19 protein-coding genes are annotated in these 23,276 nt (G+C 70.2%); 7 read left to right on the plus strand and 12 right to left on the minus strand.

All coding sequences use genetic code 11. From position 1 onward, the window contains the following. Nucleotides 1-10: 10 nt before the first annotated feature. Nucleotides 11-709, minus strand: coding sequence for a phosphate signaling complex protein PhoU (phoU, locus tag FOZ76_RS24245; protein ID WP_143950878.1), 699 nt, complete (start codon nt 707-709; stop codon nt 11-13). A 239-nt stretch (nt 710-948) separates the two neighbouring features. Between phoU and FOZ76_RS24250 the strand changes: the two genes are divergently transcribed. Genes FOZ76_RS24250 through FOZ76_RS24260 form a run of 3 tightly spaced genes read left to right on the plus strand, consistent with a single transcriptional unit; the run spans nt 949 to nt 4,692 of the window. Further along, nucleotides 949-1,968 (plus strand): extracellular solute-binding protein, encoded by a 1,020-nt coding sequence (locus tag FOZ76_RS24250; protein WP_143950879.1) that lies wholly within the window; start codon nt 949-951, stop codon nt 1,966-1,968. Next, nucleotides 1,952-3,643 carry an ABC transporter permease gene (locus FOZ76_RS24255; protein ID WP_246129750.1) on the plus strand — a complete coding sequence of 564 codons (1,692 nt, stop codon included), beginning with the start codon at nt 1,952-1,954 and terminating at the stop codon, nt 3,641-3,643. The genes FOZ76_RS24250 and FOZ76_RS24255 overlap by 17 nt, the downstream gene beginning before the upstream one ends. A gap of 8 nt (nt 3,644-3,651) precedes the next feature. After that, complete coding sequence (locus FOZ76_RS24260; RefSeq protein WP_143950880.1) at nt 3,652-4,692, plus strand: ABC transporter ATP-binding protein; 1,041 nt, start codon at nt 3,652-3,654, stop codon at nt 4,690-4,692. A gap of 79 nt (nt 4,693-4,771) precedes the next feature. Here the strand turns inward: FOZ76_RS24260 and FOZ76_RS24265 are convergent, their stop codons facing one another. Further along, entirely contained in the window at nt 4,772-5,578 is an 807-nt protein-coding gene (locus tag FOZ76_RS24265; protein WP_143950881.1) for an HpcH/HpaI aldolase family protein, read from the minus strand. Continuing rightward, nucleotides 5,575-6,543 carry a Bug family tripartite tricarboxylate transporter substrate binding protein gene (locus tag FOZ76_RS24270; protein WP_143950882.1) on the minus strand — a complete coding sequence of 323 codons (969 nt, stop codon included), beginning with the start codon at nt 6,541-6,543 and terminating at the stop codon, nt 5,575-5,577. The genes FOZ76_RS24265 and FOZ76_RS24270 overlap by 4 nt, the downstream gene beginning before the upstream one ends. Before the next feature lie 326 nt (nt 6,544-6,869). On the opposite strand from FOZ76_RS24270, the gene FOZ76_RS24275 reads away from it, so the two are divergent. Then, nucleotides 6,870-7,772 carry an isocitrate lyase/PEP mutase family protein gene (locus FOZ76_RS24275; RefSeq protein WP_170235616.1) on the plus strand — a complete coding sequence of 301 codons (903 nt, stop codon included), beginning with the start codon at nt 6,870-6,872 and terminating at the stop codon, nt 7,770-7,772. Then, a complete protein-coding gene (locus FOZ76_RS24280; protein ID WP_143950884.1) occupies nt 7,759-8,517 on the plus strand; it encodes an IclR family transcriptional regulator in 759 nt (252 codons plus the stop codon). Before FOZ76_RS24275 ends, FOZ76_RS24280 begins: the two co-directional genes overlap by 14 nt. Nucleotides 8,518-8,543: 26 nt before the next feature. Here FOZ76_RS24280 and FOZ76_RS24285 read toward each other — a convergent pair whose 3' ends face one another. After that, the gene (locus tag FOZ76_RS24285; RefSeq protein WP_143950885.1) at nt 8,544-9,446 is read right to left on the minus strand and encodes a LysR family transcriptional regulator; all 903 of its coding nucleotides are present in this window, start codon (nt 9,444-9,446) and stop codon (nt 8,544-8,546) included. A gap of 195 nt (nt 9,447-9,641) precedes the next feature. Here FOZ76_RS24285 and FOZ76_RS24290 point away from each other — a divergent pair, with 195 nt between their 5' ends. Continuing rightward, nucleotides 9,642-10,625 carry a Bug family tripartite tricarboxylate transporter substrate binding protein gene (locus tag FOZ76_RS24290; protein ID WP_143950886.1) on the plus strand — a complete coding sequence of 328 codons (984 nt, stop codon included), beginning with the start codon at nt 9,642-9,644 and terminating at the stop codon, nt 10,623-10,625. A 98-nt stretch (nt 10,626-10,723) separates the two neighbouring features. Here the strand turns inward: FOZ76_RS24290 and FOZ76_RS24295 are convergent, their stop codons facing one another. The 5 genes from FOZ76_RS24295 to FOZ76_RS24315 all read right to left on the minus strand — a co-directional run bounded on the left by FOZ76_RS24295 (nt 10,724) and on the right by FOZ76_RS24315 (nt 17,775). After that, nucleotides 10,724-12,844 (minus strand): acetate--CoA ligase family protein, encoded by a 2,121-nt coding sequence (locus FOZ76_RS24295; RefSeq protein WP_143950887.1) that lies wholly within the window; start codon nt 12,842-12,844, stop codon nt 10,724-10,726. Between the two features lie 207 nt (nt 12,845-13,051). Further along, on the minus strand, nt 13,052-13,720 hold the full coding sequence (rpiA, locus tag FOZ76_RS24300) for a ribose-5-phosphate isomerase RpiA (RefSeq protein ID WP_143950888.1): 669 nt from the start codon (nt 13,718-13,720) through the stop codon (nt 13,052-13,054). Between the two features lie 98 nt (nt 13,721-13,818). After that, entirely contained in the window at nt 13,819-15,132 is a 1,314-nt protein-coding gene (locus FOZ76_RS24305; RefSeq protein ID WP_143951256.1) for a DNA recombination protein RmuC, read from the minus strand. Nucleotides 15,133-15,247: 115 nt separating this feature from the next. After that, nucleotides 15,248-17,056: a sensor histidine kinase gene (locus FOZ76_RS24310; protein WP_211366478.1), complete on the minus strand. Its 1,809-nt coding sequence runs from the start codon at nt 17,054-17,056 to the stop codon at nt 15,248-15,250. Next, the gene (locus tag FOZ76_RS24315) at nt 17,053-17,775 is read right to left on the minus strand and encodes a response regulator (protein WP_143950890.1); all 723 of its coding nucleotides are present in this window, start codon (nt 17,773-17,775) and stop codon (nt 17,053-17,055) included. The genes FOZ76_RS24310 and FOZ76_RS24315 overlap by 4 nt, the downstream gene beginning before the upstream one ends. Nucleotides 17,776-17,900: 125 nt before the next feature. Between FOZ76_RS24315 and FOZ76_RS24320 the strand changes: the two genes are divergently transcribed. Continuing rightward, on the plus strand, nt 17,901-20,300 hold the full coding sequence (locus FOZ76_RS24320; RefSeq protein WP_246129751.1) for a sulfatase-like hydrolase/transferase: 2,400 nt from the start codon (nt 17,901-17,903) through the stop codon (nt 20,298-20,300). Between the two features lie 78 nt (nt 20,301-20,378). On the opposite strand, the gene FOZ76_RS24325 is transcribed toward FOZ76_RS24320, so the two are convergent. The 3 genes from FOZ76_RS24325 to FOZ76_RS24335 all read right to left on the minus strand — a co-directional run bounded on the left by FOZ76_RS24325 (nt 20,379) and on the right by FOZ76_RS24335 (nt 23,273). Next, the gene (locus tag FOZ76_RS24325) at nt 20,379-21,059 is read right to left on the minus strand and encodes a protein-methionine-sulfoxide reductase heme-binding subunit MsrQ (protein ID WP_425473349.1); all 681 of its coding nucleotides are present in this window, start codon (nt 21,057-21,059) and stop codon (nt 20,379-20,381) included. Beyond that, nucleotides 21,060-22,031, minus strand: coding sequence for a protein-methionine-sulfoxide reductase catalytic subunit MsrP (msrP, locus tag FOZ76_RS24330; protein ID WP_143950891.1), 972 nt, complete (start codon nt 22,029-22,031; stop codon nt 21,060-21,062). It lies immediately after the preceding gene. A 252-nt stretch (nt 22,032-22,283) separates the two neighbouring features. Then, entirely contained in the window at nt 22,284-23,273 is a 990-nt protein-coding gene (locus tag FOZ76_RS24335) for an FkbM family methyltransferase (RefSeq protein WP_170235617.1), read from the minus strand. Between the last annotated feature and the right edge of the window lie 3 nt (nt 23,274-23,276).

A 23,276-nucleotide genomic window follows, 5' to 3' on the forward strand; every position in this document is an offset into this window, starting at 1 on the left:
GCGCGCCGGCTCAGTCGCCGGTGGCCTGCTTTTCGACGTTGTCCACGCCGGTGTGCCGCACGTCCTTGCCCTTGATCATGTAGATCACCAGCTCGGACATGTTCTTGGCATGGTCGCCGATGCGCTCGAGCGCCTTGGCGATGAAGAGCAGTTCGATCGAGCGCGAGATCGTGCGCGGATCCTCGATCATGTAGGTGATGAGGTGGCGGATGGCGCCCTGCCATTCGATGTCCACGCTCTTGTCCTGGCGCACGACGTTGGCCGCGACCTTGGCGTCCGAACGCGCAAAGGCGTCCAGCGTCTGGCGCATCATCGTGGCGACGTAGTTGGCCATGTGCCAGAGTTCGACCTGCGGCATGTTGCGCCGGCCGGCCTCGTGGATCATCTTGGCCATGCGCGCGATCTTCTCGGCCTCGTCGCCGGCGCGCTCCATGTCGGTGATCATCTTGGTGAGCGTGATCATCAGACGCAGATCGACGGCCGCCGGCTGGCGCAGCGCCAGGATGCGGCCGATCGCCTCGTCCAGGTCCGTCTCGTAGCGGTTGACCTCGGCCTCGCGCGCGATCACCCGATCGAGCTGCTCGATGTCGCCGTTGGCCAGACCATCGATGGCACCCGTGATCTGCGACTCGACGAGCCCGCCCATCTGCAGGAAGCGGGAGCGCACGTTCTCCAGTTCAGCGTCGAATTGCTTGTGTGTGTGTTCCATGGTGCCTGACTCCTTGCATTCAGCTGCCACCCGCCGGCAGATGACGTCACCCGCGAGCGATGCACGAGTATAGGCCGGGAATGTGGCAGTGATGTGTCGGCCGCGCACGGAGGGAACCCGGCGGCGGCCGGCGTGTCGGACCAGCTTGAAACCATCGATAACAGTTCTCATTTTTTTCTATAATTCCAGGCTTTTGCGCGCACGGCCGGCGCCTGGCCCACCCTTAGGAGATCCCGCACGTGTTCCGACCCCGAATCCTGGCGAGCGCGGCCGTCGTTGCCGGCACGTTCTGCGCCGGTCTTGCCCAGGCGGCCGAGCCCGTCACGATCTATTCCTCGCGCATCGAGCGCCTGATCAAGCCCATCCTGGACAAGTACACCGAGGAAACCGGCGTCGAGGTGCGCCTGCTGAACGACAACGGCAGCGCGCTCATGGAGCGCCTGGCCGCCGAGGGCGAGGCCACGCAGGCCGACATGCTGATCACCGTGGACGTGGGCAACCTCTGGCGCGCGGCCGACCGCGGCCTCATCGAGGCCGCGCCGTCCGAGATCCTCGCGGCCAACGTGCCCGAGACCATGCGCGACCCGCAAGGCCGCTGGTACGGCCTGTCGCGCCGCGAACGCACCCTCTTCTTCGATCCCCGGAAGGTCAAGCCCGAGCAGCTCTCGACCTACGAGGACCTGGCCGACCCGAAGTGGAAGGGCCAGCTCTGCCTGCGCACCGGCAAGCAGACCTACACGCAGTCCCTGGTCGCCATGCTGATCCACCAGCACGGCGCGCAGAAGGCCGAGGAGATCGTCCGCGGTTGGGTGGACAACCTCGCCACCGAGGTCTTCACCAACGACACCAGCCTGCTCGAAGCCGTCGCCGCGGGACAATGCACGGTGGGCATCGCCAACACCTACTACTACGGCCGCCTGATCGCCGCCAAGTCCGACTTCAAGGAGCAGGTCCATCTGTTCTGGGCCAACCAGGGCAAGGACGAAGGCGGCGTGCATGTGAATCTGTCCGGCGCTGGCGTGGTCACGCACGCGAAGAACCCGCAGGGCGCGCTCAAGCTGATGGAATGGCTGTCTTCGGACGCGGCGCAGAACGGCTACACGCATGGCACCTACGAAAGCCCGGTCAACCCGGCGGTGGCGCCCGACGCCATCGTGAAGGCCTGGGGCACCTACGAGGCCAACCCCATCAACGCGTCCGACATCGGCAAGCTCCAGCCCGAGGCCATCCTGCTCCTGGATCGTGCCGGCTACCGCTGACCTGTCCGCCGCAGCCCCGGCCGGCCGCCGGGGCTGGCGCCGCGCGCCGGCCGCACGCAGCGGCTGGAGCCGCGGCGCGCTGTATGCGCTGCCGATCGCCCTGCTGACCCTGGTGCCGCTGCTGGTGGTGCTGGGCTATTTCCTGTATCCGCAGGCTGAGATCTGGCAGCACCTGGCCCGGCACGTCCTGCCGCGCGTCGTGCTGAACACCGCCAAGCTGATGGCCCTGGTCGCCATCGGCGTGCTCGCCGTCGGTGTGCCGCTGGCCTGGCTCACGGCCGTGTGCGACTTCCCGGGGCGCCGCTTCTTCGCGTGGGCCCTGATGCTGCCGCTGGCCATCCCGGCCTACGTGCTCGCCTTCGTGCAGATGGGCCTGTTCGATTTCGCCGGCCCGGCGCAGACCTGGGCCCGGGCGTGGTTCGGCACCAGCGCCTTCTTTCCTGGCCTGCGCAACCACGCCGGAGTGGCCGCCGCCGTGCTGACGATGGCGCTCTACCCGTACGTCTACCTGCTCGCGCGCAATGCCTTCCAGACGCAGGGCCGGCGCGCCCTCGAGGCCGCCCGCACGCTCGGCCTGCCGCGCTGGCGCGCGTTCGCGCAGGTGGCGGTGCCGATGGCGCGGCCATGGATCGCCGGCGGCCTGATGCTGGTCATGATGGAGACGCTGGCCGACTTCGGGGCGGTCGCGGTGCTCAACTACGACACCTTCACCACGGCGATCTACAAGTCCTGGTTCGGCCTGTTCAACCTGCCGGGCGCGGCCCAGCTCGCCTCGCTGCTGGTGCTGTGCGTACTCCTGATCGCCGCCCTGGAGCAGCGCCAGCGCGGCCGCCGGCAGTACCAGGTGGCCTACGGCCACAGCCCGCGCGTACGCCTGGGCCGCGCCGCCGGCTGGCTCGCCTGCGCCGCCTGCCTGCTGGTGTTGCTGATCGCCTTCGCGATCCCGGTGCTGCAACTGGCGCTGTGGGCGGGTTCGGTCTGGCGCGACGAGCTGGACGCCCGCTACTGGCAGTTCGCGGCCAACTCGGTCACGCTTTCCTTTTCCGCCGCCGCCGTCGCCACCGCGCTGGCGGTCTGCCTGGCCTGGCTGCGGCGCCGGTACGACGACGCCGCCACGGCGTGGACCATCCGCCTGGCCGTGCTGGGCTACGCCGTGCCCGGCGCGGTGCTCGCGGTGGGCGTGTTCATCCCGATCGCCTGGCTGGACGAGCGCCTGGCGCCGCTGGCGCAGGCCTTCGGCCTGGCCGGTGCGCCGGTGCTCAAGGGCACCCTGGCCGCCATGCTGCTCGCCCTGGTGGCGCGCTTTCTGACCGTGGCCTACCAGGCGAGCGACAGCGCGATGCAACGCGTCACGCGCAGCCAGGACGATGCCGCGCGCTCGCTCGGCCTGGGCCCGCGCCAGCGCCTGGCGCGCATCTACCTGCCGCTGATGCGCCCCGGCCTCTTCGCCGCTTTCCTCCTGGTGTTCGTCGATGTGCTCAAGGAGATGCCGATCACGCTGATGACGCGCACCTTCGGCTGGGACACTCTCGCCGTGCGCATCTATCAGCTCACGGCCGAATCCATGTGGCAGAGCGCCGCGCTGCCCGCCGCCTTCATCGTCCTGGTCGGCCTGCTTCCGGTCGCCCTGCTCGTACGCGAGACCGACGCCCGCCCCACCACGCTACGCCGTTGAGACCCGCCATGCTGGACATCCGAACCGTCGCCATCGCCTACGCCGCCCACCCGGTCGTGCACGACTTCTCGCTGCACCTGGGCGAAGGCCAGATCGGCTGCCTGCTGGGCGCCTCGGGCTGCGGCAAGACGACGGTGCTGCGCGCCATCGCCGGTTTCGAGCCGGTGCGCGCGGGCGAGATCCACCTCGGCGGCGAGCGCGTCGCCTACGAGCGCGGCATGCTGTCGCCGGAAGAGCGGCGCGTGGGCGTGGTGTTCCAGGACTACGCGCTGTTTCCTCACCTGACGGTCGCGCAGAACGTCGCCTTCGGCTTGCGCAGGCTGGAGCGCCGCGAATGCGCCTTCCGGGTCGAGCAGATGCTCGAGCTGGTCGGCCTGTCCGCCATGGGCGCACGCTATCCGCACGAGCTGTCCGGCGGGCAGCAGCAGCGCGTGGCGCTCGCCCGCGCGCTCGCCCCGGCGCCGCGCCTGATGCTCATGGACGAGCCTTTTTCCAACCTGGACGTGACGCTGCGCGAGCGCCTGGCCGACGAAGTGCGCGGGATACTCAAGCAGGCCGGCGCCACCGCCATCCTCGTCACGCACGACCAGCGCGAGGCCTTCGCCATCGCCGACCAGGTGGGCGTGATGGCCGAGGGCCGGCTGCTGCAGTGGGACACGCCCTACGCGCTGTACCACCACCCGGCCGATCGCTACGTCGCCGGTTTCGTGGGCGAAGGCGCCCTGCTGCCCGGCACGCGGCTGGGCGACGGCCGCGTACGCACTGAACTGGGCACGCTGCGGCTCGACGCGGCCCGGGCGCCCGGCGATACGGACGATGTCGACGTGCTGATCCGCCCGGATGCCCTGCGCCTGCAGGCCGACGAAAGCGCCGTCCAGGCCGAAGTGGTGCACCGGGTGTTTCGCGGCGCGGAGTATCTCTACACGCTGCAGCTCCCTTCGGGGCACCACCTGCTCGCCCTGGCGCCGAGCCGCGACGCGCTCGAGGTGGGTGCCCGCACGCCGGTGCGGCTGAACGTGGATACCGTGTGCGGTTTCGCCGCGCAATGATCGCGCGCCCGGCCGCGCGGTTGCCCTGGCTCGACGCATGCCAGGGGTCGAGCGCGCAGCACGGGCCGAGCGGCGAGGGTCATGCGGACGGCTGCATGGGCGCCAGCGCGCCCCGGAACGATTTGAGCAGCAGCTCGCGATCGGAGCCCAGCGTGAACATGCACGCGCCCTGCCTGCGCAGGCGCGCGTAAGCCTCGCGCATGTGTTCCTGCGGCCCGGGCGCGACGCGCGCGAACCAGGGCATGCCGGCGGCGCTGACCTGGGCCAGGAACTGCGCGAAGACCGCTTCCATCGCCGCGCCGTACCGGTCGCCGTTGAGCCCCAGCTCGTGAGCCAGGTCGAAGCGGCCCAGGGCCACGGCGTCCACGCCGGGCACCGCCAGGATCTCGTCCAGCGCCCGCAGCCCCTCGCGGCTTTCGATGAGCACGGTGAGCTGCACGTAGCGGTCGTTCCAGGCCGTGTAGTCGGGCCATGGCACCGCGCCATGGCGCGCCGCGCGCACCGACGGGCAGGCACCCCGCCCCGCGCCCGCCGTCCGATGGCCGAATTTCACGGCGGCGACCGCCTGCCTCGCCTGGTCGGCGGACCGGACGTCGGGCACATAGATGCCCGCGGCGCCCGCCTCGACGGCGCGCCGCAAGGCGGTGCGATCCTGGTCCGCCACCCGCACGATGGGCACGATGCCGCAGGCCTGGGCCGCGCGGATCAGCGCCGTCGTGCGTGCGCCGCTCGGCGCGCCATGCTCCTCGTCGAGGATGACGTAGTCCAGCCCGGCGGCAGCGGCGATCTCCACGGCATCCACGCTGTCCATCTGCACGTAGATCCCGCAGGCTGCCTCGCCTGCCGCGACACGCTCTTTGAGGGGGTTGGCGTGGGGATACGTCATTGCCGCTCCAGGTCCAGCTCGTCGGCTACCTGCCGGAAGCGCTCGATCTCGCGGCGCTGCAGCTCGCGCACTTCATTGGCATCGTCCGGAATGCCCTCGGTACCCTTGGGCCGATAGAACTTCTCCACGGTGTCCGCATCCGTCATGACGGTGCGCACGGCCTGGGCAAGCCGCTCGCGGATGTCAGCCGGCGTTTCGCTTCTCACGAAGAAAGCATTCCAGCTATAGAGCACGTAGTCGGGCACGCCGCTTTCGGCGACGGTCGGCACTTGCGGAAAATCCGGGCTGCGTTCCTGCCCCGTCACCGCGATCGCCTTGATCTGCCCGCCCTTGAGCAGCGGCGTGGCGCCGCCCAGGTCGACCAGCGCGAGATCCAGTTGTCCGCCGATCACGTCGTTGATCGCCTGGGTCTGCCCTTTGTACGGAATGCTCTGCAGATCGATGCCCAGCCCCTTGCCCAGCCAGGCGGCCGCCAGCTTCAGGGTGGTGGAAAAAGTACCGATATTCAGCGGCCGGCCCGTACTGCGGCCATGGGCGACGGCTTCGGACACGGTGGCAAAGGGTGCGTCGATCCGGGTGATCAGCACGTTCATGTTGCGGCCATAACCCAGCACGGGCACGAAGTCTTCCAGCGGATCGTAGCCGGGCGCCTTCATCATGACCGCATTGACCACCGACGGCGAGATGCCGCCCTGCACCAGGGTGTAGCCGTCTGCCGGCGCATGCTTGGCGGCGACCATGCCGATGGCGCCGTCCGCGCCGGGCCGATTCTCCACGACGATGGGTTGGCCGAGCAGCGGCGCCATGCGCTCGGCATAGTAGCGCGCGGTGGCGTCCGAGCCGCTGCCGCCGGAGAACGGCACGATGATGGTCAGGGGCTTCACGGGATAGTCCGCGGCCGCGGCCGCGTGCGCGGCGAAGGCCAGGCAGAGTGCGGCGCACCAGGGGTGTCCGGTCAGTTTCATACGATGTCTCCTCGATTGGAATGCCCCCTACGCGCTGACGCGCGCCCCCCTGAGGGGGCGGCACTGGCGGACCGGCAAAGCCGGCTCCGCTGTGCCCTGGATCGCATCGCGCAGTTTTTTCCTACGCGGGGGTGGGTTGCAGCGCCATGGATAGCGGATATGCGGCATGCACTAGAACATGGCGGTTCGGCACGCTCAAGCCGTCGCGCACGTAGCCGCGCCATGCCTTCCACATGCTTGGAAGACGATGCCCGGGGTGGGCGGCCGACGCTTGCCTGCGCGCCGGAACCTTCCTAGGCTTGCGCAAACACTCGGGAGACAGAACCATGCAGGACACCAAGGACATGACCGGCGCCGCCGACGCCGCACAACGCCGCCGACGCCTTCGGCGCGCCCTGGCGGCCGAGGCGCCGCTGATCGTGCCGGGCTGCTACGACGTGATGAGCGCGCTGCTCGCCCAGCAGGCGGGATTCGAGGCGGTGGTGGTTTCCGGGTTCGGCGTGTCGGCCTCGCTGCTCGGGCTGCCCGACATGGAGCTGTGCACGGCGTCGGAGACGATCCAGGTGTGCGGCAACGTGGCGGCTCGCGTCGACATGCCCGTGCTTGCCGACGCCGACGATGGCTACGGCAACGCGCTCAACGTCATGCGCACCGTGCAGGCGCTCGAACAGCGCGGCGTGTCCGCCATCACGCTGGAAGACCAGGTGTCGCCCAAGCGGTGTCCGCTGCTGGGCGAACCGCCCGCGCTGGTGAGCATCGATGAGGCGGAAGGCAAGCTGCGCGCCGCGCTACGAGCCAGGCGCGACCCCGAACTCATGATCGTGGCGCGCATCGATGCGCACGACGAAGCCGAGGTGCTGGCACGCGCACGGCGCTATGCCGATACCGGCGTCGATGCCATCAAGCTCGTCAGCCCGGCCCTGCGGCGCCTGGCGTTCCTCGACGAGGTCCGGCATGCCTGCGGCCTGCCGCTCTTCATCGCCGCGCTGGGCTGGGCCGGCCGCCAGGCCGCGGGCGCTTTCGACGGCAAGGTAGCCGTCGTCACGCACCCTTTGATGCCGCTGATGAGCGCCGCGGCCGCCGTGCAAGGCAATCTGCTCGCGCTGCGCGAGGGCCGCCCGCTGCCGCAGGCGCCGCTGGCGCTGGACGCTCTGGAGCACGTTCTCGGCCTGCCCGGCCTGCACGCTCTGGAACAGGCCTATCTGCCGCGCCTCGATGGCACACGCTGACGTCAAGAGCGCGGCCCGCGTACTGGAACTGCTGCAGTTGTTCGACCAGGCGCAGGCCCCGCTGGCGCTGAAGGACGTGGTGAGCGCCAGCGGCTATCCCCAGTCGAGCGCCGCGGCCCTGCTCGCCACGCTGGTGCAGCACGGCTATCTGGTCCACGACCGGCGCAGCCACACCTACGTGCCCAGCACCAGGGTCGCCCACCTGGGCCGCTGGATCGGCGACGACGGGCTCGCCGCCGAACCGGCGCTGCTGCGCGCGGCCGAACAACTGCACCGCAGCACGGGCGAGACCGCTGTGGTCGCCGTGCGCAAAGGCATCCATACGCAATACCTGATCGTGGCGCAGCGGCGGCGGCCGCGCGTCGTGCCGACCGAAGTCGGGGTGTTCAGGCCGCTCTTCACCTCCGGCACCGGCCTGGCCCTGCTCAGCACGATGGACGCCCGCGAATGGCTGGCGCTGCTGCGCAAGGCGCGCCGGCAGGCACGCGTGCAGCCCATCGATGCGAGGGCGCTGCGCCAGCGGCTGGAGGCGGCCCGCAGGCACGGTTTCGTGGTGTCGCGCGGCGGTGTGTTCGAGGATACCGGCATGGTGTCGGCACCCCTGGAGTACACGATCCAGGGGCAGCGCGTCGCGCTGGGGGTCGGCGGCCCCATCCGCCGCCTGGACGCGCAATTGAGCCACATCGTGCAGGAGCTCAAAACGCAGGCGCGCGGTGTTTTCGACAGGGCCGGCGCGCCGCGCTGAAGGGGCGACGATCGAGGTCGCGCCGCTCAGACGGCGCGCTCGGGATGCGCCCGCGCGCACTCGCGAATGAAGGCGGCGAAGCTCTCCGAGGCCGGCGACAGCGCCGTGCCGCGACGCTCGAACAAGGCCACGCGCCATCGCACCACGGGCTGCTCCAGGGGCAGGAAGGCAAGCCCGAAGCCGCGGACCAGCGACTCGGCCGACGCGGGGCAGATCGCCGCCCCGGCGCGCACCCGCAGCAGCGCGAGCGCCGTGTTGACCCGGTGCACCGGGACGATATTGCGGGGATGGCGCCGCGTGGGCACCTGGGCCAGCACGTTGGCGGCCAGATTGGGCATGTAGTTGATCAGGCTGTGTCCGGCGAGGTCCAGCCAGCGCACGGCGCGGCGCCCGGCGAGGGGGTCGTCCGGACGCAGCGCGACCCACAGCGGGTCGGACCAGAGCGCCTGCGCCTGCAGCGCGTCGTCGAGCAGCGCGCCGGCCGGCCCGAAGCCGATGTCGCAACTGCCGTTCGCCAACCCGCTCAGCACCTGCTCGATGGGTACGTCCTCGAAGCGCACGTCCACCTGCGGGTACTGCTCGGTATAGCGCGCGATCAGGCCCGGCAGCACCGTGCACGAGAGCGGCTCGGGGGCGGCCACCCGCACAGTGCCGCCACGCAGCGCCTTGAGGTTGGCCAGGCTGTCCAGCGCTTCATCGAGGTTGGCCAGGACCCGGCGCACCAGCGGCGCGAACTCGCCGCCCACGCCCGAGGCGGACACATGGCGCGTGTTGCGATCCAGCAGCCGCACGCCGACGCGGGATTCCAGCTCCTTGACGAGGCCGCTCAGGGCGGCCTGCGACAGGTGCATGGCTTTCGCGGCCTCGGAAAAGCTGCCTGTCTCCAGCACCGCGACGAAGGCGCGCAATTGCTGCAGAGTCACGTGCATGCCGGCGGCTCCGGTTGATGACAGGGTTCCGATTCTATAAGCCTTTCCGATAGGTTTCTCAAAAAAAGCAGATTGTCCGATAAGGCTGGACGCTTCTATCGTGGCGGGACGAGCCCGCTTCCGAACGGGCCGCTGACCGGACGATGCCCGCGCTCGCGACGCACGCCGGTCGCCCATCGACCAGGAGACACACCTATGAGCATCACTCGCCGCACCTTGCTACGCAGTCTGGCCGCGGCCTGCGGCGCGGCGGCCTTCGGCCGCGCGCACGCGCGGGACGCAGCGTGGCCCACACGCGCCATCCGCCTGATATCCCCTTACGCGCCCGGCGGCGCCAGCGACATTTCGGCGCGCATCCTGGGCGAACGCCTGGGCGGCATGCTGGGCCAGCAGTTCGTGGTGGAGAACCGCCCCGGCGCCGGCACGCGCATCGCCAACGAAGCCGTCGCCCGTGCCGCGCCCGACGGCTATACGCTGCTCTACGCCGCCGCGCCCTACGCCACCGCGTCGGCGCTCTTCGGCAAGCTGTCCTACGATCCGCAGAAAGACCTGCGCCCCGTGGCAATGGCGGTGATGGCGCCGCTGTTCCTGGTCGTCAATGCCGAGGCACCCTACGACAGCGTCGAATCCTTCCTCGCCTACGGCAAAAGCAAGCCCGAGGGGCTCACCTTCGGCTCGCCCGCGCCTGCGTCGCAGCCGCATCTGGCCGCCGAACTGCTGTTCCGGGATGCCGGGGTGACGGGGCTCAACGTGCACTTTCGCGGGGACGCCATGGCCTATACCGAACTGATCGCCGGACGGGTGGACGCAACGCTCACCGCCATCAGCTCGGCACTGCCGCACATCCAGTCCGGCCGGCTGCGCGTGCTCGGCGTCGCCTCGGAGCAACCCAGCGCGATCTACCCGCAGGCGCGTCCGCTGCGCGAGCAAGGACTGCCGAACGTCGTCGCCTCCGGGTGGTACGGCTTCATGGCGCCCGCCGCAACACCGCAAGAGATCGTCGGGACTCTGGAAGGCCGGATCGGCGAAGCCCTGCGCGACCCCGAGATCGCCCGCAAGCTGCTCGACCAGGGGCTGGAGGCCCATCCCGGCACGGCGGACGAGTTCGCACGCTTCATGGCCTCCGAAACGGCCAAGTGGAGCGAGGTCATCCGCGCCGCCGACATCCGCGCGGAGTAACCAGTCGCGCTGCCGAACCGGCACGCCGGCTGCGCACCGTCGGCATCCGCGCGCAGCGACCTCCCGGCCCGGGCGCCGCCGCTCGCGCGGGTCCGGGCTCAGGCGGCGCCGGCGGCTTCGGGGTCGCGACCGGCGACGAGCGCATCCAATGCCAGCACTCCCTGGCCGACCGGCATCACGCGCAGCGGGTTGATGTCGATCGCGGCCAGCGTCTCGCCCGCGTCGAAGGCCAGCCTGGACAGGCGCACGATGGCATCCGCCAGCGCCTCCACGTCGGCCACGGGGGCGCCGCGAAACCCGCGCAGCAGCGGCGCGCTCTTCAATTCGTCGATCATGGCGCGGGCCTGTTGCCGGTCCACCGGGGCCAGCCGGAAGCTCACGTCGCGCATCAGCTCGACGTTCACGCCGCCGGCGCCCAGCATCACCACGGCACCCAGCACCGGGTCGCGGTGCGCGCCCAGAATGCACTCGACACCGCCGGCCACCATGGGCGCGACCAGCACGCCGTCGATCGCCGCGTCGGGCACGGCCGCCGCGACGCGCTCGCGTATCCGGTCGTAGGCCTGCGCCGCCTGCGCAAGATCGTTGACGCCCAGCACGACGCCACCGGCCTCGGTCTTGTGCGGCAGCGCCGCCGACAACACCTTCATCGCCACGGGAAAGCCGAGCGCCTGCGCGGCCGCGCAGGCCTGCTCGCGCGACACCGCCCGGCGTATGGCCGGACTGGCAATGCCGTGCTCGCGCAACAGCGCGAGCGCATCCGCCTCGTTGCGCAGGCCGGGCTCCAGGCGGAGCGCAGTGCGCTCGCTCGCCTGCTCGGGCAGTGATGGCGGCACGGAGAACTGCCGGCGAAAGAAGTCCGCGGCCGCCAGCACGCGCAAGGCGCGGCTCGGGTCGGGGAAGGTCAGGCATCCCCTGGCGGCGAGCGCCCGCTGATGGGCGGCGTCGGCCAGGGTGCTGAACATGAGCAGCCGGTCGGGATGCGCGGCCGTCAGCTCGTGCGCCAGGCGCAACTGCATCGCCTGCATCGCGGGCGTCAACCCGGCCGCCGCCAGGAAGATGACGAGCGCCCCGTAGCCGCCTTGGGCCAGCATCGTATGGGCCGCCAGCGGCAGCAGTTCCGGGTCGGCGGTCACCTGGCCGGTCACGTCGACCGGGTTCATGGTGCCGGCAAAGGGCACGCGCGCCCGGATCCGCGCCTGCGCCTCGCCGGGCATGGGCGCAACGTCCAGCCCGAGCTCGGCGGCCTCGTCGGCCATCAGCACGCCCACGCCGCCCGACACCGTGAGCAGGCCGACCGAGCCGTGCGCGGGCAGCGGCGATACCGCCAGGCAATGCGCCACATCGAAGAATTCGTCGATCGTGCGTGCGCGCCACACGCCGTACTGGCGGAACAGCGCGTCGAACACGGCATCGTCGCCGGCGAGCGCAGCCGTATGCGAGGCCGCCGCCTTCGCGCCGAGTTCGCTGCGTCCCACCTTGACGATGACCACCGGCTTGCGCACGGCACGCGCCAGCGCCAGGGCCTGTTTCAGCTTCTCGCCGTCCGTGCACCCCTCGAGATAGGCCATGATGACGCGCGTGGCCGGGTCGTTCGCCATCCAGGCGATGCAGTCGGCCACCTGGATGTCGGCCTCGTTGCCGGTGGCCACCCAGACCGAAAGGCCGACGCCGCGCTCGCGCGCCATGCCGTAGGCATAGGCGGCAAAGGCGCCGCTCTGGCTGACGATGCCCACCGGGCCGCTGGCCACCAGGCCCGTCGAGAGCACCGGCGAGAAAGTGGCGTAGACCGCGCGCCCGATGTTCATGAACCCCAGGCAATTGGGGCCGAGCAGGCGGATGCCCGCGGCGCGCGCCCGCTCGGCGATCCGCCGCTGCGCCCGGGCGCCTTCGTCGTCGATCTCGGCAAAGCCGGCCGAGAACATCACGACGCTTTTCACGCCGGCGGCGACGGCATCGCTCATCGCATCGTCCACCCGGGCCGCCGGCACGGCGAATATCGCCAGATCGATGGGCCTGCCGACCGCCTGCAGGCTGGGATAGGCCGGCAAGCCCTGGACTTCGGCGTGCGCCGGGTTGATGGGAAAGATCGCGCCGTCGTAGCCGTGCTCGATGAGATGCCGCAGGGGCACCGCACCGATCTTGTCCGGTGTCGTGGAAGCGCCCACCACGGCGACCGAACGCGGCGTGAGGAAGGAATCAAGCGGGGATGTGCTCATCGAAGACCTGTCTGTCGTCCGCGTGCGGCCCTCCGCACGCCGGGACCGGCACGCGCACACGCACGCGCCTGGCTAGCAATGACGATAGCCAGCAGGCGATTTATCGGGCAAGACGAGATTTCCGAATGATTTATCGGAAACCCTTATGGCGCATCGATGCGGGCCGGCCGCGCCGGAGGTAGCGCAGCCCGCCGCCCGGCCAGGGGCTCACAGCCGCCGTATGCCCTGCTGCGTGGCGAGCAGGGCCACGTCCGCGCCCGCGATCGCGAACAGGCCGCAGGTGACGACGCCCGGGATGTCGTTGACCAGCCCTTCCAGGCCCTTGGGGTCCTGGATGTCCAGGCCGTGCACGTCGAGGATGTGGTTGCCGTTGTCGGTGACGAAGCCGGCGCGCAGCACCGGCTTGCCGCCCAGCGCGGCCAGGCGGCGCGCCACGACCTCGCGGGCCATGGGGATGATCTCGACGGGCAGCGGGAATCTGCCCAGGCGCTGCACGAGCTTGGATTCGTCGGCGATGCACACAAAGCGCTCGGCCACCGACGCGACGATCTTCTCGCGCGTGAGCGCGCCGCCGCCGCCCTTGATCATGGCCAGGCTGTGGTCGATCTCGTCGGCGCCGTCGACGTAGATCGGCATGCTCGCCACGTCGTTCAGATCGAGCACCGGCAGGCCGTGGCCGGCCAGGCGCTGCGCGCTGCGCTCGGAGCTGGCCACCGTGCCGCGCAGGCGGCCCTTGAAGGCGGCCAGGCCGTCGATGAAGAGATCGGCCGTGGAGCCGGTGCCCACGCCGATGACGACGTCGGGGCCGGCCACCTCGGCCACGAGTTCCAGGGCGGCCTCGGCCGCCTGCTTCTTGAGTTGGTCTTGGGTCAGCATGGTGAGATTGTATTGACATTCGCCCGGGCCAGAAGCCCGGGGATTACCGTGGCGCCAGGACACGACCGGCGCAGTATAGGCCGCCCTCGGCGGCCGCACTATTTGCCCGCATCGTCCCCGGTGGCCGCGGGCGCCTCCGGCAGGCCGAGCAGCGACACCGCATCCTGTTCGGGCAGCGCCTCGACCGAACGCAGGCTGCGCAGCATGGCGCGGGTGCGCGTCTCGGTCTGGCCGATGCGGTTGCTCGCGGTCTCGAGCGCCTTCTTCACGCCGGCCAGCGTGTCGCCGAACTTGTCGAACTCGGTCTTGACCGCGCGCAGCACCTGCCAGACCTCGGACGAGCGCTGTTCGATCGCCAGCGTGCGAAAGCCCATCTGCAGGCTGTTGAGCAGGGCGGCGAGATTGGTCGGGCCGGCCACGCTCACGCGCAGCGCGAAGAGCCGATCCATCAAGCCGGGCCGGCGCAGCACCTCGGCATACAAGCCTTCGGTGGGCAGAAACATGATCGCGAAATCGGTGGTGTGCGGCGGCGCCACGTACTTGCCCGTGATGCGCCGCGCCTCGGCCTCGACCGCGCGTTCGAAGGCGGTACCGGTCACGCGCATGGCGTCCTCGTCGGCGCGCTCGTGGGCCAGCACCAGGCGCTCGTAGTCTTCCTTGGGGAACTTGGCGTCGATGGGCAGCCAGACCGGCGCGTCGTCGTCGCGTCCGGGCAGCCGGATGGCGAACTCCACCACCTCGTTGCTGCCGGGCACGGGCTTGACGTTGCGGGCGTACTGGTCGGGCGTCATGCTGTCCTCGACCAGGCGGGCGAGCTGCACTTCGCCCCAGGTGCCGCGGCTCTTCACGTTGACCAGCACGCGCTGCAGGTCGCCCACGCCGGCCGCGAGCTGGCGCATGTCGCCCAGGCCCTGGTGCACGGCCTCCAGGCGCTCGGACACCAGGCGGAAGGATTCGCCCAGGCGCTTTTCCAGGGTGTCGTGCAGCTTCTCGTCGACGGTGCGGCGCATCTGCTCCAGCCGCTCGGCGTTGTCGTTCTGCAGCGCGGCGAGCCTGGCCTCCAGGGTTTGCCGCATGTCGGCCATGCGCCGCTCGTTGGCCTCGGTGAGCTGGGCGAGCTGCTGGCCGAAGCCTTCGGCGAAGCGGTGCAGCGACTGGGCGTTCTCGCGCCGGGATTCGCCGGCGTCGTGCGACATCACGGTGCGCAGGCCCTCGACGCTGCGCATGAGTTCGGCGCGCAGCGCGCGCGCGGAGTCCTCGAGCTCGCTGCGCAGGCCGCGGTGGGCGTCGGCCAGGTCGGCGCGCAGCAGGCGTTCGAGCTTCTCCTGGGTGGCGAGGACCAGGTCCAGCCGCGGGTCGGGCCGCTGGCGGCGCGCCAGCACCACGGCCAGGGCGAGGATGCCGAGCAGCATGCCGCCGCTGCCGAGGGCCGGCCAGAGCCAGGGCAACCAGGATTCGAGGGACAAGACGGATCTCCGGCAAAACCCGCATTGTAGAAGCGCGGCGCGCGCCGCCGCCGGCGCGGCCTCACGCCCCGGGCCCGCCCGGGAGCCGCGGCGGCAGCGCGAGCGTGACCCGCGTGCCGCCCGCCAGTGCCTCGATGCGCAGCGTGCCGCCCAGCAGGGCCGCGCGCCGGCCCATGTTCTGCACCCCCGCCCCGCCCTGGCCCGCACCCGCATAGGGGATGCCGTCGTTGTCGATGACGATGCGTGCTTCGCCCTGCGGACCGGCACCGCCGCGCACCGCGATGTGCGAGGCCGGGCCGTGGCGCAGGGCGTTGGTGACCGCCTCCTGCACGATGCGCAGCACGTGCAGCGCGTACTCCGGCGTGACGCCGGAGATCTCGGGCAGCCGCGCCATCGACCATTCCAGCCCCACGCCCAGGCGCTTGAGCTGGGGCTCGAGCCGCTCACGCAGGCCGGAGAGCGCGGCCATGAGTTCGCGATCGCCGATGTCCAGCGAATGGATCACCAGGCGCAGGTCGTCGAGCGCTTCGCGCGCGGTGCGCTCGATGCCGCTCGAGTGCTCGCGCTCGGCCAGCGCGATGATCGACGCCAGGTGGCCGCTCAGGCCATCGTGCAGGTCCACCGTGAGCCGGTGGCGCTCCTCGCTGCGTACGCGGCGGGCGGATTCGCTGCGCTCTTCTTCGTGCAGGCGGTGCAGTTCGGCCTCGCGTTCGGCCAGCCGCTGCTTGAGATGGGCGTTGGCGCCGTCCAGGCGCATCAGGCTCAGGCCCAATCGGCGCATGAGAATCACCGCGATCGCCACGATCAGCAGTTGCCGGTAATAGAGCGAAAGAAAGACCGGGCCGTCCAGCCTGCCGGCGACGATCGCACCGTCGTGCAGGGTGGCCAGCGAGAAGAAGCACAGGGGCAGCAGGAGCAGCCAGGCTTCCCGCGCCTTCTTCACCAGCGCCCCCCAGGCCGAGATGGCGACCGTGATCAGGGGCGAGACCACCATGACGGGCGTCACCACGCCGATCAGCACGGTGCGGGCTGGCGCCACGCCCAGCGCCATCGCCAGCATGCACGCGCCGGGCACGGCCACCACGCAGGCGCGCAGCCAGCCCGGCGGCGCGGTGCCGTTGATCTTCAGGGCAATGATGTGCAGGATGAAGACGCTGGCCATGCTGAACGTGAAGGCATAGGGCAGCCAGGCGAACACGCCGGGCACGGCGTCGGCCAGCAGGCCCGCGTAAGAGGCCGTGGACACCCAGTGCAGCAGGAACAGCCAGCCGTACAGGGATTCCTGCGGCCGGTAGATCCAGGCCATCAGGGTCGCGATGGCCAGCAGTAGCTGGCAGGCCAGCACCATCATGCGCGTATGCTCGAGCACCAGGACCCTGAGCCTGTGGTACGGCGCGATCTGCTGCGCGGTGCCCACGTACAGGGGCGACAGGTAGCCGCGCGTGATGCCCGGCGCTTCGAGCAGGATGTCGAGCACGTGGCGGCCCGCGGCCAGGTGGCGGCCCGATAGCGGCACCAGCGCCGAGACGCCCAGCGTGATGCCCGGGATCAGGGAGTTCGTCCCGGTGTCCAGCAGCACATCGCCGTCCAGCGCGATGATCGCGCGGTAGCTGAGCATGGGAATGAAGAGGTAGAGCTGCTGCGCGGGTGCCTGGGCCAACTCGAAGGCCATGCGGTAGTGGCCCCGGGCACCGTGGCCGCCCGGGACGTGGGGCAGGCCCACCGGCGCGGGCGCGCTCCCGGCCGCCGTGTAGCGGGCCTGGTCGATCACCAGAGTATGCGGCGGCACCGGCAGCGAGAGCCACAGCGGCGCGCTGGCCGCCACCGTCGCCAGCACGGCCAGGACGGCCCAGAGCCAGCGCCGGCTCACAGCCATATCAGGCCCAGGCGCGAGGCCTCGAACACCGCCTCCGAACGGTTGCCGACCTGCAGCTTGCGATAGATGTTCTTGATATGCACGGGCACGGTCTGGCGCGACAGGCCAAGCTGCTCGGCCACCTCGGCGTAGGTCAGGCCCTTGGCGATGCTGCACAGGATCTCGGTCTCGCGCGGCGTGAGCGCGGCGGCGCCTTCCCGGGACGGCGCCGAGGCCTGAGCCTGGGGCGGCTGCCCGCGCTCGCCCAGCCGCCGCACGATGACGCGCGCGATCGACGAGGAAATCGGCGAGCGCCCGGCGCGCAACTCCTCGATGGCCTCGATCAGATCGGTAGAGTCCACGTCCTTGAGCAGATAGCCTGTCGCCCCGGCCTCGATGGCCGCGATCACGACCTCGTTGTCGGCCAGCGCGGAGACCACCATGGCCTCGGCCTGCGGGTTGATCGCACGCAGGCGGCGGATGCACTGGACGCCGTGGCCGTCCGGCAGGCGCAGGTCGGTGATGAGCAGATCGACGGGCTCGTTCTGCAGGACCGCCATCGCCTGGCCCAGCGTGCCGCAGGCCGCGACCAGGCGGCCGCCCCGCCAGCCCGACAGGATCGATTCGAAGCGCCGGCGCAGGGGTTCGTCGTCTTCGACCAGCAGCGTGCGGCAGAGCGCTGCGTCGCCGTCCCGCCCCGTGTCGGCGCCCAGGTGCCCGCTCCCAGAGTCCATCGGCCTTACCCTTTTCATGGTATAGGCCGGCGGCGGGCCGGCCCTTAATCTATTGTCACCAGAATTACCTATTGTCACCGGTTTTTTTACCGCCGGGCGGCCCTCACGAAAAGGAGCGCACCTCCATGCCCGCAAGACACCCCCGGCCCGTATCCGCAATGGCTCTGACGGCGATGGCGGCGCTGCTGGCTTCGTGCTCCGGCCACGATTCGTCCTCGGCCGGCGATCCGTCCCCGCCGTCCGCCTCGGCCAAGCCCAACATTCTTTTCATCGTGCTCGACGACCTGGGCGTGGACCAGATGACGTCCTACGGCTACGGCGGCGCCGTACCGCCCAGAACGCCCAACCTTACCGCCATCGCCCAGGCCGGCGTGCAGTTCCGCAACGCGTGGGCCATGCCCACCTGCACCCCCACGCGGGCCACTTTCTTCACGGGGCGCTATCCCTCCCGGACCAATGTGCTGAACGCGCTGGTGGCCACCGACCTGGCCAATTCCGCGCCCTCGCCCTACGAGATGACGCTGCCCAAGCTCCTGAAGACCCAGGGCTACACCAACGCGCTGGTCGGCAAGATGCACCTGACGGGCTCGGACCTGAACGCTGCGTTCAACCTGCCCTACGGCTACGACAGCATGTGGAAGCTGGGCTGGGATCATTTCGACGGCTTCCTGGACGGCGCGCCGTACAACATCGACACCCGGGCGGGCCTGACGACCAAAGGCCCCGACGTCGACAGCGGCCCCTACAAGTGCGGCTTCATCCCGAGCACCCGGATCGACGCGGCCAACGGCGCCGATGCCGGCGCGTGCTACTTCGCCGACGGCAACTGCGCGCAGATCTCGATAGGCGGTGACGTCACCACGCCGGGCCGAAGCTGCATGGAGCGCGGCGGCATCCTGGACCCGGGCCAGTCCTGCCAGGCCACGCCGCCCAGCTACGTCGACTTCACGGCGCAGAACGGCTACTACAGCGGCCGGTGGGTCAGGAGCACGGCCAACGGCGACGGCCATGTCATCCCGGCTTCCGACCCGTCTTCGCGCGGCTACCGCAGCATCCTGGAGACCGACCGCGCCCTCGCCTGGGCCGCACAGCAGCCGGCCGACCAGCCCTGGATGCTGACGGTGGGCTACTCGGGCATCCACACGCCCCTGCAACTGCCGCCCGTGTCGCTGATCGCAGAGGGCACGCCGGGCCGCAACGACAACCTGGTGTGCTCGCCACTGGCCGACTCGGAGAATACGCCGGTGCTGACGCAGGTCACCGACCTCATCGACAACCACCTCATCACCAACCTGATGATCGAGGCCATGGACAGGAAGATCGGCGACCTGCTGGTGGGCCTGCGCCTGGCCAGGTACAACGATGACGGCACGCTGGACTACCGTCCCGAACAGACCGACACCGTCGTCGTCGTCGTGGGCGACAACGGCACTTACGTGAACAGCGTCAAGTTCACTGCGCCGGGCAGCTTCGATCCCAAGCGCGCCAAGGCCTCGCCCTACCAGACCGGGGTCTGGGTGCCGCTGCTGGTGGCCGGCCCGATGATCGCCTCGCCCGGGCGCGAGGTACCGCACATGGTGGGCTCGGTCGACCTGTACCGGCTGTTCGCCGACATCGCGGGCTCCGACGTGGACGCCGCCATCCCGGCCGAGCGCCCGGTCGACGCCCAGCCCATGCTGGCCTACCTGACCGACGCGGGGCAGGCCAGCATCCGCAGCACCAACTTCACCGAGATGGGCACCAACCTCAGGGCGAGCGGCACGGCCGACGAGCAATACCCCTGCGTGGTGCCCGCGGCCAACAACGTCTGCACGACCCTCTTCCCGCAGAAGGGCATATGCCTGGCCCAAGGCGGCATCTGGTACGGCGACAACCTGTCCAGCGAGACCAGCGGCTTGCCCGCAGCGGGTTACAACAATTGCTGCCAGGTCCAGGCGTACCGTTCGGCCCAGGGCGAATCGACCACCTTCCTGCCGACCGCCACCAAGGCGCTCACCGACGGCACCTACAAGCTGGTGCGCGTGGCCCGCAACCAGTGCGAGCCGGCCATGGGCACCGCCGACCCCGGCGCCTACAGCTACAGCGCCACCGGCTACGACATCAGGGACGAGCTTTACCGGATCGACACCGCCGCTCCCGCGCCTCTGCTGGACAGGGACGGCAGCGAGCTGGTCGCGATCGCCGCCCCGCCGCTGGACACCTCGTCGCTGAGCGGCGCGCAGCAGCAGGCCTACGCCAGGCTCAGTTCCGAGATGGACCAGCACGATGCCGTGGCCAGCTACAACCTGGACTACGACACTCTCCATTGCCCGGGCGACGGCAACCGCGACATGGTGGTGGACCAGAAGGACGTGGACAACTGGCGGGAACTGAGCCGGCTGAACGGCGGCCAGTCGAGCTGGTACGACTTCAACCACGACGGCAGGACCGACGCGGCCGACCTGGCGATCATCGAAAAGAACCTCGGCCGTAGCTGCAGCCCGGCCGCGTCGTCAGCCGCTGCCCGGCCGCCCGAAAGAGGCTGAGGCCCGCCCGGGGGGCAGCGAACGCAGTGAGCGTGGGGGGGGGCTGTACTTCAGCGGTCCATGGCGCTGCGCGCCACGTCAGCGCGTAGGGGGTGGGTTCACCCTGTAGCGCCGCCAGATCCGCCAGGCCAGCAGCGCGGCCAGCACGCCGCCGAACCACCAGACATCCTGGAAATCGTTCTTGCCCGCCTTGTGCAGGTACAGATGGACGATAGCCAGGATGCCGATGGCGTAGATCGCCCGATGCAGGCGCTGCCAGTGGCGGCCGAGCCGGCGCATGGCGGCCTGCGGCGACGTGGCCGCCAGCGCGATCAGCAGCACGAAGGCGACGAAGCCGAAGGCGATGAAGGGGCGCTCGGCGATGTCGGCCAGGATGAAGGGCACGTCGAAGCCCTGGTCCCACCCCGCGTACGCCAGAAAATGCAGGCAGGCGTAGAAGAACGCGAACAGCCCGCACATGCGGCGCAGGCGGATCAGGCCGGGCTGGCGCAGCCAGACCCGCAGCGGCGAAATGGCCAGCGTCACCAGCAGGCAGACGAAGGTCCAGGTGCCCGCCGAGCGCAACAGGAACTCCTGCGGGTTGGCGGTCAGGCCGCCGTTCACGCCCAGCCAGACCCAGCGCGCCAGCGGCACCAGCCCCAGGCAGAACAGCAGCACTTTGGCGGCCGGCACCGGCAGCGGGCCGATCCGGGCAGTGGGCCGCGGGCGAGCGGCTGCGCCGGCGCCCCGCCTACTCGGGCTGTCGTCGGATACGCGCACTCAGTAATTCGCCTTCAGGTCCATGCCCTGGTAGAGCGAGGCCACCTGATCGGCATAGCCGTTGAACATCAGGGTCTTGCGCCGGGGCGTGAAGAAGCCGCCTTCGCCGATGCGCCTCTCGGTGGCCTGGCTCCAGCGCGGATGCGAGACCTCGGGATTCACGTTGGAATAGAAACCGTACTCCTGGGGCGCCGACCGCCCCCAGGCGGTGGGCGGCTGGGTCTCGGTGAAGCGGATGCGCACCAGCGACTTCGCCGACTTGAAGCCGTATTTCCAGGGTACGACGATACGTACCGGCGCGCCGTTCTGCTTGGGCAGCACCTTGCCGTACAAGCCGAAGGTGAGCAGGGTCAGCGGATGACGGGCCTCGTCCATGCGCAGGCCTTCCACATACGGCCAGTCGAGCACCCGCCGGCGCACGCCGGGCATGTTCTTCGGCTGGACCACCGTCTCGAAGGCCACGAACTTGGCGTTGCCCGTGGGCCGCGCGGCATCGATCAGGCGCGCGAGCGGATAGCCGATCCAGGGGATCACCATGGACCAGGCCTCGACGCAGCGCAGTCGATACACGCGCTCCTCCATGGGCGCGAGCTTGAGCAGCTCCTCCAGCGTGAAGCTGCGCGGCTGCTCGACCTCGCCTTCGATCATCACGCTCCAGGGGTCGATCTCCAGAGCGTCGGCGTACATCGCCGGGTCGCCCTTGTCGGTGCCGAACTCGTAGTAGTTGTTGTAGTGGGTGATGTCCTCGTAGGACGTAAGCTTGTCGAGCATCACGAAATCCGGGTTGCGCTCGGCGGCGAGCGGCGCCAGCCCGGACGGCTCGGCCGCACGGGCCGGGCGGCCGGCGTAACCCTGCGCGGCGACGAGCAGGCCCGCGGCCACGCCCGCCTGGACCAGGCGGCGCCGGTCGCGATAGACGGATTCGGGGGTGATCTCGGACGACAAGATGTCGGTTGGACGGCGGATGAGCATGAGGAGGCTCCTGCTGCGTACTGACAACGATGCGCGGCCTCATGGCGCCGCGCACCACCCTGGCGTATGACACTGCGGCGATGCGATCCAGGGCACCGCGGAGCCGACTTTGCCGGTCCGCCAGTGCCGCCAGTTGGAGCGCCCCCAGGGTCGGGCTGCGCCCGGCCTGCCCCCGAGGGGGCAAGGAAACTTGGGACGGCCCGGCGTTTCCTTGAGGGGGCGCGCGTCAGCGCGTAGGGGGTGAGCCTCACTTCAGTCGCAGACTGCCAGGAAGTCTATATGATCGCCCCCCGCACCGGCGTAAGCGTTCATGACTCGGCCCACGTCCCGGCCGCAGTCGAGGCCGGCGGGATCGTCGCCCAGTACGGTGTAGCGATAGCCGAGCTCGGCCAGAAAGCGCAGGTAGGTCGGGCCGTCGACGCCGCTGATGCCCGGCATGGTCGAGGGCGAGAACTCGCTGACGATGGCCGGGCGATCGCGCGCCAGCAGTTCGCGCGCACCGGACAGCGCCAGGTACTCGGCGCCCTCGACGTCGATCTTGATGAAATCCACCTTGCCCCCGCGCAGCAGGATCGGATCGAGCTGCAGGCAGGGCACGGTGCGCGCAGTGAGCAGCGCCTGCGCATCGTCGATGCGCGAGGTGGTGCCGTTGCTGTGCGTGGCGTTGAGCACCAGCAGCCCGTCGCGGTCCGACGCGGCCGTCTGGTAGAGCTGGACCTGCTCGTAGCCGTTCAAGCGGCGGCTGCATTCGAGCAGGCGGCCGTTCTCCGGATTCGGCTCGAAGGCGAGCACGTGCCCCGACTCCTCCACCAGGCTGGCCGCGAGCATGCTGAAGTAGCCGATGTTGGCGCCCACGTCCACGACGCGCATGCCCGGCCGCAGGCGCTCGCGAAAGACCCGGGTGACGTGGGCCTCGTAGCCGCCGGCGAGCACCGGCTTGCCGACGTCCTCGTCATTGGCGCCGACCATCAGGCGAAACCCCTCGATCTCGGCCTGCACGTACGTGTCGTCGCCCGGGGCGGCGAGCAGCTTGCGGCGGGCGAACTCCAGCGAATTGACGTAGGTCGAGACGATCGCGGTGAGATCCGCGCCGGCGCGCGCGAAGTGGCCGGGGATCTCTTCCGGGTCGGGATTGCGCCCGAGGATCAGGCGAAAACAGTAGTAGATGTCTTCGCGGCTCGCCCGCTCGTCGGTGCGCATCGGGATGCCGTCGGGCAGGGTCTTGCGCTTGCGTCCAAACACGCG

Origin of the sequence: Verticiella sediminum (genome assembly GCF_007558815.1) — a bacterium.
In the GTDB taxonomy this organism is placed as follows: Bacteria; Pseudomonadota; Gammaproteobacteria; order Burkholderiales; family Burkholderiaceae_B; genus Verticiella; species Verticiella sediminum.

What these genes read in the sequence shown, in the direction of transcription:
- phoU (WP_143950878.1), bottom strand. Translation starts at nt 709, where the DNA reads ATGGAACACACACACAAGCAATTCGACGCTGAACTGGAGAACGTGCGC.
- FOZ76_RS24260 (WP_143950880.1), top strand. Translation starts at nt 3,652, where the DNA reads ATGCTGGACATCCGAACCGTCGCCATCGCCTACGCCGCCCACCCGGTC.
- FOZ76_RS24265 (WP_143950881.1), bottom strand. Translation starts at nt 5,578, where the DNA reads ATGACGTATCCCCACGCCAACCCCCTCAAAGAGCGTGTCGCGGCAGGC.
- FOZ76_RS24270 (WP_143950882.1), bottom strand. Translation starts at nt 6,543, where the DNA reads ATGAAACTGACCGGACACCCCTGGTGCGCCGCACTCTGCCTGGCCTTC.
- FOZ76_RS24275 (WP_170235616.1), top strand. Translation starts at nt 6,870, where the DNA reads ATGCAGGACACCAAGGACATGACCGGCGCCGCCGACGCCGCACAACGC.
- FOZ76_RS24280 (WP_143950884.1), top strand. Translation starts at nt 7,759, where the DNA reads ATGGCACACGCTGACGTCAAGAGCGCGGCCCGCGTACTGGAACTGCTG.
- FOZ76_RS24285 (WP_143950885.1), bottom strand. Translation starts at nt 9,446, where the DNA reads ATGCACGTGACTCTGCAGCAATTGCGCGCCTTCGTCGCGGTGCTGGAG.
- FOZ76_RS24290 (WP_143950886.1), top strand. Translation starts at nt 9,642, where the DNA reads ATGAGCATCACTCGCCGCACCTTGCTACGCAGTCTGGCCGCGGCCTGC.
- FOZ76_RS24295 (WP_143950887.1), bottom strand. Translation starts at nt 12,844, where the DNA reads ATGAGCACATCCCCGCTTGATTCCTTCCTCACGCCGCGTTCGGTCGCC.
- rpiA (WP_143950888.1), bottom strand. Translation starts at nt 13,720, where the DNA reads ATGCTGACCCAAGACCAACTCAAGAAGCAGGCGGCCGAGGCCGCCCTG.
- FOZ76_RS24305 (WP_143951256.1), bottom strand. Translation starts at nt 15,132, where the DNA reads ATGCTGCTCGGCATCCTCGCCCTGGCCGTGGTGCTGGCGCGCCGCCAG.
- FOZ76_RS24315 (WP_143950890.1), bottom strand. Translation starts at nt 17,775, where the DNA reads ATGGACTCTGGGAGCGGGCACCTGGGCGCCGACACGGGGCGGGACGGC.
- FOZ76_RS24320 (WP_246129751.1), top strand. Translation starts at nt 17,901, where the DNA reads ATGCCCGCAAGACACCCCCGGCCCGTATCCGCAATGGCTCTGACGGCG.
- msrP (WP_143950891.1), bottom strand. Translation starts at nt 22,031, where the DNA reads ATGCTCATCCGCCGTCCAACCGACATCTTGTCGTCCGAGATCACCCCC.